This window comes from Pantoea sp. C1E2 (assembly GCF_056491465.1).
Window position 1 is genome coordinate 3,841,608 of record NZ_JBSZHT010000002.1, and the last position, 11,702, is coordinate 3,853,309.

Genomic DNA, 11,702 nt, shown 5'->3' on the forward strand with positions numbered 1-11,702 from the left:
TGATAATCATTTTGTTGCGCCATTGAGCCTGAGGAGGCCCTGTGTCCAACCGTACTCTTATTGAACGTTATGTGTTGCCCGCAGCGCTGAAAGTCGCCGGACAAAAGCATGTGCTCTCGGTGCGTGACGGCATCATTCTCAACATGCCGTTTATGCTGATTGGCAGTTTCTTCCTGATCTTCGCCTACCTGCCGATTCCGGCCTGGGGCCATTTGATGGCGGATCTGTTTGGCGATACCTGGCGCAACAAACTGCTCTATCCTGTGCGCGCCACCTACGACATCATGGCGCTGATCTCCAGCTTCGGTATCGCCTATCGTCTGGCGGAGAAGTACCGCACGCTGGATCCACTCACCAGCGGCGCCATGGCGTTAGTGGCCTTTGTGATGACCATTCCGCAGCAGACGCTGTTTGCCCCGGTTGAAAATGCGCCCGCACAGCTGGTGACTGGCGTCCTGCCGATCTCGATGATTGGCAGCCAGGGCTTGTTCGTGGCCATTGTGATTGCGCTGATGTCGACGGAGATTTATCGCTTCGTCCACAACCGTAATCTGGTGATCAAGATGCCGGAAGGCGTGCCGCCTGCGGTAGCAAAATCCTTCCTCGCGCTGGTGCCGGGATTCTGCGTGCTGGCGGTGGTGCTGATCATCCGTCTGGCGGTGGAAGCCTCACCGTTTGGCGACATCAACAACCTGATCGCCACCGTGATTGGGCTGCCGATGCATCACGTTGGCGGCACGCTGCCGGGCATGATCTTCTCGGTGCTACTGATCGGCATTCTCTGGACGCTGGGATTGCACGGCGATGCGATTGTGCTGGTGTTCATCCAGCCGGTCTGGCTCTCCAACATGAGTGAAAACCTGGAAGCTTTCCAGCATAACCAGCCGATCCCGCACATCTTCACGCAGCAGTTTTATGATTTGTGGATTGCGCCCGGCGGCACTGGCGCGTTGCTGGGTCTGGTGATCTTTATGCTGATCCGCTCTCGCAGCCGCCAGATGAAACAGCTGGGTAAGATTGCAGGACCCGCCGCCCTGTTTAACATCAGTGAGCCGTTGGTGTTTGGCATTCCGCTGGTGATGAACCCGTACCTGTTCCTGCCATTTATTCTCACCCCGGTGGTGCTGGTGATTGTCTCATGGGCCTCCATGACCACCGGACTCGTTGCCCCGCCAGCGGGCATCGCCCTGCCGTTTACCACACCGATATTTGTCAGTGGCTATCTGGCAACGGGCGGGCACATTTCAGGCACCGTGTTACAGGTGATCAATCTGGCGATCTCGATGGTGATCTACTATCCGTTCTTCCGCATCTGGGATCGTTTGAAGCATCGCGAAGAGCAGCAAAGCGAGCAGCAGGCTCAGGCTGTGACAGGAAGTGCCGTGGTTTCATAGTTACCGGCAAGCCCCTGAGCGGCAATCGTTATGCACAACAGCCCTGCAAAAGAGTTTCAACGCTTTTGCAGGGCCGCCGTGCATCAACACCGCCCACCATTCTTCCATTTTCCGCAATAATGACTTCGCAAACCCGGCTATTCTGCCGCGCCACAGGCTGTGCCAACCTTTAGACAGGGTTCGGGATCATCCCGGCCACCACTAAAGGACACTGATGATGAAACTCTACCACTTCCCGCTTTCTGGCCATGCGCACCGTGCACGTCTGTTCCTGTCTCTGCTCGATCTGCCGCACGAGGTGATTGATGTTGACCTCGCCAACGGTGAACACAAATCCCCGGCATTTCTCGCCATCAACCCGTTCGGCCAGGTGCCGGTGCTGGAAGATGAAGGCGCGTATATCTCCGACTCCAACGCCATTCTGGTTTATCTGGCGAAAAAATCAGGCCGCAGTGAGTGGCTGCCCGAAGATGCGCTGGGTGCGGCGCAGGTGCAGCGCTGGTTATCAGTAGCGGCGGGTGAACTGGCTTACGGCCCCTGCGCGGCACGCTTGATTACCGTATTTGGCCGCTCGTTCAACCCTGACGAAGTGATCGCCCGTGCGCATACGATTTTGGCGCTGATGGATCAACATCTGACAGGACGTGACTGGCTGGTTGGCGATCGTCCCACCATTGCGGATGTCGCTCAGTACAGCTACCTGATCGGCGCGCCGGAAGGCAACGTGGATCTCTCTGGCTATCCGGCGGTTAATGCGCTGTTGCGCCGTATCGAAACACTGCCGGGTTTTGTTCCCTTCCCTGAAACCGCTGCCGGTCTGCGCAGCATCGCGTGAGATAACCATCATGGGCGAGAAACTTCCGGTATGGCATGCAGGTGAAATAGCCCTGCAGCAGCAAGCAGGCGTGGCCGAACGCATGGCGGAAGTCGGTCAGCGCGTGATTCGCGACTACATGCCCGATCAGCACCGCGACTTCTACGCGCAATTGCCGTTTATCGTGGTGGGCAGCGTGGATACGCAAGGCGATGCCTGGGCCACGCTGCTGGAAGGCCAGCCCGGTTTTATCTTCTCGCCCAACGCCACCACGCTGGATATTGCCGCACGCCCGGATGCCAGCGATCCCGCCGCGTCTGGCTTCATTGACGGCGCACCGGTTGGCCTGCTCGGCATTGAGTTGCACACCCGTCGCCGCAACCGCATGAACGGCGTGCTGAGTGCGATTGGTGGCGGCTTTCGGGTGCAGGTGGAGCAGAGTTTCGGCAACTGCCCGCGCTATATCCAGCTGCGCGACTTCCGCTTTGCTCGCATGCCCGATGAACCTTTTACAGGTGAGGTTGAGGAGCTGAGCAGGCTTGATGAGGCAGCCCGCACCACGATCGCCACCGCCGACACGTTTTACGTCGCGACCTACGCCGGGCATCAGGTGGATGCCTCGCATCGCGGCGGCAAGCCGGGCTTTGTCAGAGTCGATGACGATGGCCTGCTGACCATTCCCGATTTCAACGGCAACCTGTTTTTCTCCACCCTCGGTAACATCCAGCAAAACGGCAAAGCCGGCCTGCTGTTTATGGATTACCGCAGCGGCGATACGCTGCAAATGACCGGCGATGCTAGCGTGATCCTCGACTCGCCGGAAATCGCTGCATTCCAGGGCGCCGAACGGCTGTGGACCTTCCGCCCGCGCCGCATCGTGCGTCGTCATGCCGCCCTCGCCTTGCGCTGGGAAACGGAACCGGAGGGTATCTCACCGGCATCAGAAATGACCGAAGACTGGCAATCGGCTGCCGAACGCCTGCGCGCTAACGAACTCGCGCGGCGCTGGCGGCCATTTAAGGTGACGAAGATTGTCGATGAGAGCGCATCGATTCGCTCGTTTCATCTGATGCCGGATGATGGTGCCGGTTTGCTGCCACATCAGGCAGGACAACACCTGCCGATTCGCGTGCAGTTGCCCGGTACAGACAAACCGCTGATTCGTCACTACACCCTGTCGGTTGCGCCGTCGGACGGCTTTTACCGCATCAGCGTCAAGCGCGATGGCGTGGTCTCACGCTATCTGCACAATCATCTACAGATTGGCGACAGTCTTGAAACGCGCGCGCCAGCCGGTGATTTCACTATCGATGCGCAAGAGACACGCCCAGCGGTTTTAATTGCGGCGGGCGTCGGCATCACCCCGATGCTGGCGATGCTGCGCCATCTGGTTTATGAAGGGCGCCGCAAACAGCGCATGCGCCCTACTTATTTTATTCAGTCCGCGCGCAACAAAGCGGAACGCCCATTTGTACGAGAACTGGATGCGTTGCTGGCGGCCTCACAAGGCGCATTCAAACTGGTACGCGCGTTGAGCCAGCCGGAGGATGCAGAATTGGGATTCGATTACGATGTCGCAGGACGCATTGATATGGCGCTGCTTTCACAGGTGCTGCCCTTTAACGACTACGACTTTTACCTGTGTGGCCCGCCGCTATTTACTCAGGCGTTATATGACGGGCTGCGCAGCTACAACATCGCGGATAGCCGTATTCACGCCGAGGCCTTTGGCCCATCCTCGTTGCAGCGCCGCATGGATGTAGAGCAAACAGAAAAAACCTTACTTCCGATTTCGACTAAATCCATACCGGTGATGTTCATGAATTCAGCCAAAGAGGCGCGCTGGACACCGAATAGCGGATCTCTGCTGGAACTGGCCGAAGCACGCGGTCTTAGCCCGGAGTACAGCTGTCGTGAAGGACATTGCGGATCCTGCAAAACGCGGATTCTAAAGGGAGCGGTAACCTACCCGACTGCGCCGAGTGCCAGTGTGGCAGAGGGGGAGATATTAATCTGCTGCGCGCAGCCGGCACAGCAGAATGGCGATATCGAGCCGATTCAGCTCGAGTTATAACGCGGGAATGTCGTTCAGATACAGCGTGAGGACGTTACACGAAAAGTAGTGCAAACCTGCGTTTATGCAGCGATATTTTTATTCTCAATCATCATGGACTTGCAGAAAATGCAGGTCGCACCATGCGGATTTTTTTGGCTGACATCAAATACCGACTTGCGATATTGAGAACCCTGACACTGAGGGCATTTCATAAAAGTAGTGAACAAATTAATATTAGAGACCTGTAACATTGGTTGCTGAAGGGCCTTTCGGTCCATCTTGTACTGAGAATTCAACATGCTGACCCTCTTCAAGGGAGCGGTAATCACTACCAGTGATAGCAGAGAAATGTACGAAGACATCTTTGCTGCCATTTTCAGGGGTAATAAAACCGAAACCTTTTTCAGAATTAAACCACTTTACAGTACCGAGAATTTTATTAGACATAATTAATACCTTTTCTTTTTTGCCGTGAGGCTGAGTAAACTGAATCGCAGAGAAAAATCAGGACTGAGATAAAACTCAAAGAGAAAGGGCTTGTTTTCGGCACTGACGTAGATGAGAGATAAACTGTGAACTAACTTTGAAACTGTCTGCAAATCAGACTGGAGGTCATTTACGCATGTCTAATGCAACATTGCAAGACAAAAGAACAATAAACTTTCCGTCCTTATGATTAACACTCTTAACATCAAATAAAACCAATTCAAAACAACAGGATAGACATTTATCTTTCAGATTTTTCGGAGGTTTTAGAGCTGTTGCGGCCAGTTAACTGGCATGACTGGCCGCTAATCATCAATGCAGACTATTTATCTACTGGCCCACAACCGCCAATAATTTTCGAGATAGATACAGCCGGATGAAGCAGATAATCGTAATCACAGTTCTTTTCTTTGTTGTACACGCTTCCAGTACATCCAGACAGCAGAGCCACTACCGCAGCGGCAATTGAAAACTTGATGAGCTTGTTCATAATAACGCGTCCATTTGTTAAAAGTGTTTTAAGAAGTTGAACCGCTATTCCCGTGCACTTAAAAATCATGAAATCACTGAAAATAGCAAGCAACAGAACATAAGAACCTTACAGCGCTTATGCGATAAATTATTAATTAAACACATAACTAAAGACAACATTACGAACCATCTGTTTATTATCATTTTTAGATTAAACTTTTGTAGTGGAAGCCTGACGGCATTTATTAACGTAAGGATATCTTTCAGATTAAAAATTTTAATTATCAGTTAAAGAGTTAATTACCCCTTTAGGTAAACGACTAAGCTAGTTTTCAATCAGCTCTTTTCGTTATTAAGGATTAATCGGTATCCATATCAAGTCTGGTCTTCAGAAGATCATATAATGTGGGCGACTACGCAAAATTGAAAACACGCCATTATTATTACTAGCCCTTAAAATTCACCATATGTAACATAATCCACAGTTTTCACATGATCGTTAATTAGGGACAGGTAATGGCACTTCAGGGAACATTGATTCTAAATGGCGCTGATTATGTGCCTTTCAATCTTTACGGCGTTGGCGTTTTTATGGCGTTTTCAGGCAAAGGCGTTTATATGAATAACGCTGCATGTGGAGCAATCCCCAATGAAGGCCCAATACCACCGGGTAAGTACTGGATTGTAGATCGTGGTAGCGGTGGCCGCTTATCGAGATTGATAGCAAAGTCCCAGGATTTCTATAACAGAATGTACGAAGGTGCAGAGTTTGACCATGACGAATGGTTTGCTTTGTTCAGAGATGACTGGACTATTGATGATCACAGTTGGATTGATGGAGTTAAACGTGGATTATTCAGGCTTCATCCGGGTCGTGTATCGAAAGGATGCATCACTTTAGTTCATAACTCCGATTATGCATTGATTCGTAATGCATTAATGCAGACTTCATTGATACAAGTTCCCTGCATGAAATCATTGATGGCACGCGGTTGGATTGAGGTAATTGTCAGTGGCAATAACAACACTTGCCCGTAAGATATTTAAAGTCATCTTCTATTTGACTTTGTCGTTGGTCGTCGGGCGGACATTAGGTAGTCCTGAAATATGGTTCGATCATAGATTGGCAACCCGTATTGCACATTTTTTTTACGGAGATGGTGAGATTGGAGCAGACAATTTTTATGATTTATATTTCTACATTTCCGTGATCTCAGTACTTTCTATAACTACTGCAATTTACATTTTAACAATGAAGTTACTACGAAAAATAAGGAGTATTTAAATGCCAATCCCTCCCTACATGTGGCTCAAAGACGATGGCGGCGCAGATATTAGAGGCTCTGTTGATGTGCATAATCGAGAAGGCAGTATTGAAATCATCGGATTGAGCCACGGTATCAGCCTTCCGGTTGATACCGCCGCTGGAAAAATAACCGGCACACGCCAGCACTCATCAATGCGTATTGAAAAGGAAGTTGATAGTTCAACACCCTATCTTTATAAAGCTTCAGCTACCGGGCAGACGTTAAAAAGTGCTGAAATTCGTTTTTACAATATTAGCGATGCTGGGCAAGAGGTCTGCTATTACACAGTTCTGCTGGAAAACGTGAAGATCACCAGCGTTCATTGTGGCGTACCCAATGTGAAATTGTCTGGTAACGACAAAATGAATCATTCGGAAAGCGTCAGTATGCAATATGAGAAGATCACCTGGCGCATTGTTGATGGCAACATTCAATATGCCGATGCGTGGAACGAACGTCCTACTGCTTAACGCTGGCTTTGCGAGAGCAGTCGCTGGGCTACAGCAATGTCCGTAGCAACTGAGGGATGAGTGAATGCCTTTTACGAGGACAGAAAATCATCAGTCCGGCAGGCAAATCATCGCACATCCGATTTGGTCTGTAAGGCGCACGCCCTCCGTGAAAACCGCGCCGGAGCTTCAATTCCCGGAGTAACGAATACACAACCGGTCTGCGTGCAGGCCCTGAGCGCTGGCAATTGCTGGCGCTTTTTTATTTTCACCCCCGCAAAACTACTTTATCGCTGACATCCGCTTTTAGCAGCAGGACACTGGAACGGCATTATTGTTGTTGTATCAACAACCAGCCAATGTTTCAGCAGCCTGGCTATCCGCGCTTCCTGATGGAAAGCATTTATCCGTCAGGGATGAATGTTTCTCCGTCACTATTTCCCACTCCTGGAGTAAACATCATGACTGCTACCACTACCAACAACGCTGCAAACAACACCACTTCTACCAAAGCGGAATACTTTAATTTCAACATCAAGGGCCTGGGTTATCTGAGCAACATTCACAGAATTGAAACCCTCACTGGCAGCTTCCTCAGCGTGATGATTAATGCGCTAAGCGGCCCTACTGACAACCATACCTATGTGCGCTTTGAGGCCACTGTCGCCGGTAAGGAAGCAACGGACCTTATAAGCCGCTGCCAGAAAGCTGTAGACGAGGACCAGATAGTGCTGCTTGGGTTTACTCTCAGCAACCTGACGTCTGACATTTTCACGCTCAACAAAGGTGATCATGCAGGCGAACAGCGGGTTAGCTTGAAAGCCAGACTGATTAAGGTTGATTGGATCAAGATTGGTCAAATAATGGTATACAAACCGGAGAAGCTGGAATCATCGCCTCCACTTACAAAAAAAGAACAGCAAATATATGCTGATAATTCTTTCTGAACAAATGCCCCAAAAGGGGCATTTTTTTAAATATAGCTTATATCATCAATCAAACCAGGAGATAAGCCGCCATCACCACCCGAGCTAAATTGAGCCACTGTCACAAGCTTTAGCCTCTCAGAGAGTTTATCAGGGACATCATTGTCAACTATTATAACTTGGCATGGCGATTTTTTACTTTGCGCTTGGTTTGTTAGCTCAATTAACCAATTGAATATCTCTTCATATTTTTCAGGATTTGAGGTGCCTTCCTTTTCATCCTCTTTAGCATCAGTCTCCGATAGGTAGGACAGTTTTGTGCTTTTACCTAAATACTTTCCTACTGTATCAAGCAACAAAAATCTTGGATGATTAATATTGTTCTTTGTGGCAAGCTTTAGAATAGATGAGATATAGCCAATGGTAATTAATGTCCTTAGCCCTCCGGATGTAATATTAAAATAATCCCTACCCCTCACTACTGCAGAGAAAGTATTAGGACTAATGCTTATTCCGGTTCTATTTTTAATGTTAACCTTAGTAAGAAAATCACTAAGGTTATCTGCAAGGTTGGAAAGAATGCCATCAATACTTGGAGTGTCAGCTTTGAGTCTGTCTAATTCATCATTGAGTTTTTTGAGATTATCTTTAAGAGTAACCTGCTGATTCAAAATGTCTTCTTGGTGATTCCTTACTCTTAAACTAGAGACTAAACTATCGCGTTTGCTTTTAGTGTTTGACAACTTTAGAACCAAAGAGTCTCGTTGCGTAAGGAATGGTGCAACCATGGTTTTGGCTTCGGTATCAATCATCTGAGAGACATCTTTCAAATCACTATCAATTATTGCTTTTTCTTTTTTTAGTTCTATTTCTTTAGTTGCAATTTCAGATATCAATTCCTCTATTGAATTTATTCTTTTTTTGAGAGATATTAACTCCTCGTCAAGCTTATCTGAGGTTGTATTTATAAACCCAGAATCATCTTTTTCTAGAATGATTGAACCATCACATATTGGACAATTACAACTCACCTGAGATGAAGGGATTATAGCATTATTGGCAGAATGTATTGCTTGAATTTTCTTTATATCATTTGAATAGTCATTTTTCAGCCTTATGTATTGATCTCTTTTATGAACCAGTTCATCTACGGCTTTTACAATTGCTTTTGAATTAAGATTAAACTCAGCGTGATAGGCTTTTAATTGATTATATAATTCAGAGTCGCTAGTCATAGACTCGTTTATTTTTGAAAGACTTGCTTCAAGCGCTTCTATTATTAAGTCGCATTTATTTATTTCATCATCTAAAGAGTTAATTGAACCATAGCCTGTATCCCTGAGAAATTCAGATACATTTTCGTATTTTTTAGTGATTTTTCCAAGAAGAGATGATTTATGAGATATCTGAGACTCGATATCAGCGATGTCAGCATCAAAAACATTGAAAATATATTTAAAAACTTCTTTAACATGCGTGTACTTCACCCAATCCCTAAGCCCAAGTAGTGACTTACTACCCATATCATCCTGATTTATATAGCAAAATTTCATTATATCTCTAAAGCTTAACCTTCTGAATTTTGATACATCTTGCGTTGGAGAAACCTTTAACTTTAGCCTAGGGAAGTTTAAGGAATCCATCAAAAAGTCCGAGTAGAACCCATCTGGTGCGCTTTTTATATTAAATCTTGGTGCATATCTTTTAGGTACGTTTTGGTCAATTTCACTCAATACACAACTATAAACTTCAATTAGACTTGTAACTTTAAATATATCTCTATAAATTGTATAAGGTTGATCGTTAATAGTTACTTCAAGAAATGCTTTAGTTACCGAATTGATTATCTCATCAGCAAGTTCGATTCCTGAGCTACCAAGAAAATAATTTATGAATTCTAATATGCTTGATTTCCCTGTGTCAGAGTCACCATGAATTATGTTGATGCCATCTTCAAATTTAATTATATAGTCTTTCCTTGACCCTATGAGATTTAATGCATCCACTCTCATGTAAGAATTCATTGGCGCTCCTTGAATACTTCATTTAAAATTTTATAAAGTTTAGATGTTGGTAAAGATTTGATGCTAGCTAATGAGAATGCATTTCTCTTAACAGATTCATAAAATGAACCAGTAAGGTTTTCGCAGATTTCCAAGCCCGCATCAGTAAGTTTTAAATAACTCTTTTTATCATTTTTGGCTACGGTTAACAGACCTTTAGCGGACATGTATCTTAACAAATGTTTTATTTTTGAATTTTTAAATAAAATGTCGACGTTAGATGACAGGCTTTTTATTGTATATGTTTCTTCCTCATCAATTTCTGGATTTTTTTTACCAGTAATAAACATCACCTTGTCAATTTTAGATGGATTTTTAAGCAAGTACATAAATATTTGTGACTTATCCAGATCTATAACACCATTCCCGGCGCGATTAATCCCTAAAGTCTTTAATAAAATAATAAGTATGCCTAAGTTTAGATTGAATTCTTCATCCAAAGGTATATATGGCAAATTATTCATATTACCCCTTCAAATTAACTAGTGATTCCACTGTTGTATCCGGTGACCAGACAACATTACGATCTAGTTGATTCGCTAATTGATGGAGCATTCCTTTTTTATGAAGATTATCCAAATCTTTTAGTAACGAGGATAGCTTCAATTTATCTTCATCATCTATTTTATTATGAATAGCATAAACAAGCTCATCAGGGGTAAGCTTTTTAGAGATCGCTAATTGATATTGAGTCTGATACAAGTCTTTAATTTTTCGATACAGTTCATTAAGAATTGAACGATCATGATCACTTGTAAATAAGTTTCTGGCGAGCTCCGCATTATAATAATATTCTTTAGCATGGGTCGCTATGTCATTGTGTACATCCGCAATTATCATTTTAAGAACAAAATACTCATTATCATATCTCTTGTCATTTTCGAAATTAGTTGGAATAATACTGGGGAGATTAGAACTATTAATTTCTATAACGAAGTTTTTTACTATTTTATAAGTAATGCTCTCGTAGCCGTCCGGCTTGCAAATCGAAGAGTGATCTTCATGTACCGCAGTAGAATCTTTGGGCTGAATTTGTATTGGCAGTGCGCTGCTTTTACTAACAAAGGTATCATTTGTCGCATATACAAATTTAGAATTAGGTATTAAAGGATTGTTTATCCATGCACGGTTAAGAGAATCAGTTTCATCACTAAAAACGCTTAGATTTGCAATCTGAACGTTTTTGGTAATAAGTTTTGCCATTGTCTTCGCAAGAATTGAACCGGAATGGGGTACAGCTAAAGAAATAAAACCATTGAGATTGCGACCTCTACCATAGCTTATCATTTTTAAAATACATGACTTTGCTACCAACCCTCCCATGCTATGGGCAACAATTGTAATGTTTTTGTAGTTAGTAAGATTAACATCAATCTCAGTAACTAATAAGTTTGACAGTTCATTAATAGGCAGGTTTATTTCTTTTCTTCTCGTGCTAGTAAATATTCTTTTCAATAAACTTGCTGTATCGCTGTACAAATTAGTGAAGTTCGTAAAATATTCAAAACATGCAACATCATAATTACATAATTCAACATCCTCAGTAATGAGTTTAGGGAATGATGTTTCGTCATTATGAGACCATGTGCTACTACCACCTTTCAGTCCATGAATAAATAAAACTAAATTTTGTGAGTCTTCTTTTTTATGCCATATGAGCATGCTCATGATATTTCTTCCTGAATATTATAGTGTTGAGCATATTTTTGTACTAAATGATAATTTTTTCAACTAAA

Annotated in this window: 12 protein-coding genes; 6 read left to right on the top strand and 6 right to left on the bottom strand. The window is 45.0% G+C overall.

What is annotated here, in order from left to right; translation table 11 throughout:
* Positions 1 to 41 precede the first annotated feature (41 nt).
* From celB to ACXI0A_RS18240, 3 genes are all read left to right on the top strand, one after another.
* Positions 42 to 1,394, top strand: a complete 1,353-nt coding sequence (celB, locus tag ACXI0A_RS18230; RefSeq protein ID WP_476147360.1) for a PTS cellobiose transporter subunit IIC — start codon at positions 42 to 44, stop codon at positions 1,392 to 1,394.
* Between the two features lie 214 nt (positions 1,395 to 1,608).
* On the top strand, positions 1,609 to 2,229 hold the full coding sequence (locus ACXI0A_RS18235) for a glutathione S-transferase N-terminal domain-containing protein (protein ID WP_476147359.1): 621 nt from the start codon (positions 1,609 to 1,611) through the stop codon (positions 2,227 to 2,229).
* Between the two features lie 10 nt (positions 2,230 to 2,239).
* Complete coding sequence (locus ACXI0A_RS18240) at positions 2,240 to 4,282, top strand: 2Fe-2S iron-sulfur cluster-binding protein (protein WP_476147358.1); 2,043 nt, start codon at positions 2,240 to 2,242, stop codon at positions 4,280 to 4,282.
* A gap of 62 nt (positions 4,283 to 4,344) precedes the next feature.
* On the opposite strand, the gene ymcF is transcribed toward ACXI0A_RS18240, so the two are convergent.
* The 3 genes from ymcF to ACXI0A_RS18255 all read right to left on the bottom strand — a co-directional run bounded on the left by ymcF (position 4,345) and on the right by ACXI0A_RS18255 (position 5,240).
* Complete coding sequence (gene ymcF / locus ACXI0A_RS18245; protein WP_058959276.1) at positions 4,345 to 4,563, bottom strand: cold shock small protein YmcF; 219 nt, start codon at positions 4,561 to 4,563, stop codon at positions 4,345 to 4,347.
* Positions 4,499 to 4,711: a transcription antiterminator/RNA stability regulator CspE gene (gene cspE / locus ACXI0A_RS18250; protein WP_476147357.1), complete on the bottom strand. Its 213-nt coding sequence runs from the start codon at positions 4,709 to 4,711 to the stop codon at positions 4,499 to 4,501. The genes ymcF and cspE overlap by 65 nt, the downstream gene beginning before the upstream one ends.
* A gap of 361 nt (positions 4,712 to 5,072) precedes the next feature.
* Positions 5,073 to 5,240: a YhfL family protein gene (locus ACXI0A_RS18255; RefSeq protein ID WP_064511320.1), complete on the bottom strand. Its 168-nt coding sequence runs from the start codon at positions 5,238 to 5,240 to the stop codon at positions 5,073 to 5,075.
* Between the two features lie 497 nt (positions 5,241 to 5,737).
* Between ACXI0A_RS18255 and ACXI0A_RS18260 the strand changes: the two genes are divergently transcribed.
* From ACXI0A_RS18260 to ACXI0A_RS18270, 3 genes are all read left to right on the top strand, one after another.
* A complete protein-coding gene (locus ACXI0A_RS18260) occupies positions 5,738 to 6,259 on the top strand; it encodes a tlde1 domain-containing protein (RefSeq protein WP_476147356.1) in 522 nt (173 codons plus the stop codon).
* Positions 6,260 to 6,506: 247 nt separating this feature from the next.
* Entirely contained in the window at positions 6,507 to 6,998 is a 492-nt protein-coding gene (locus tag ACXI0A_RS18265) for a type VI secretion system tube protein TssD (RefSeq protein WP_476147355.1), read from the top strand.
* 440 nt (positions 6,999 to 7,438) lie between these two features.
* On the top strand, positions 7,439 to 7,924 hold the full coding sequence (locus ACXI0A_RS18270) for an STY4534 family ICE replication protein (protein WP_476147354.1): 486 nt from the start codon (positions 7,439 to 7,441) through the stop codon (positions 7,922 to 7,924).
* A gap of 26 nt (positions 7,925 to 7,950) precedes the next feature.
* On the opposite strand, the gene ACXI0A_RS18275 is transcribed toward ACXI0A_RS18270, so the two are convergent.
* The 3 genes from ACXI0A_RS18275 to ACXI0A_RS18285 are packed head-to-tail and all read right to left on the bottom strand — an operon-like array spanning position 7,951 to position 11,634.
* On the bottom strand, positions 7,951 to 9,927 hold the full coding sequence (locus ACXI0A_RS18275; protein ID WP_479485268.1) for an exonuclease SbcC: 1,977 nt from the start codon (positions 9,925 to 9,927) through the stop codon (positions 7,951 to 7,953).
* Positions 9,924 to 10,430: an ABC-three component system middle component 4 gene (locus tag ACXI0A_RS18280; RefSeq protein WP_476147352.1), complete on the bottom strand. Its 507-nt coding sequence runs from the start codon at positions 10,428 to 10,430 to the stop codon at positions 9,924 to 9,926. Before ACXI0A_RS18280 ends, ACXI0A_RS18275 begins: the two co-directional genes overlap by 4 nt.
* Position 10,431: 1 nt before the next feature.
* Positions 10,432 to 11,634, bottom strand: a complete 1,203-nt coding sequence (locus tag ACXI0A_RS18285; protein WP_479485269.1) for an ABC-three component system protein — start codon at positions 11,632 to 11,634, stop codon at positions 10,432 to 10,434.
* Positions 11,635 to 11,702 lie beyond the last annotated feature (68 nt).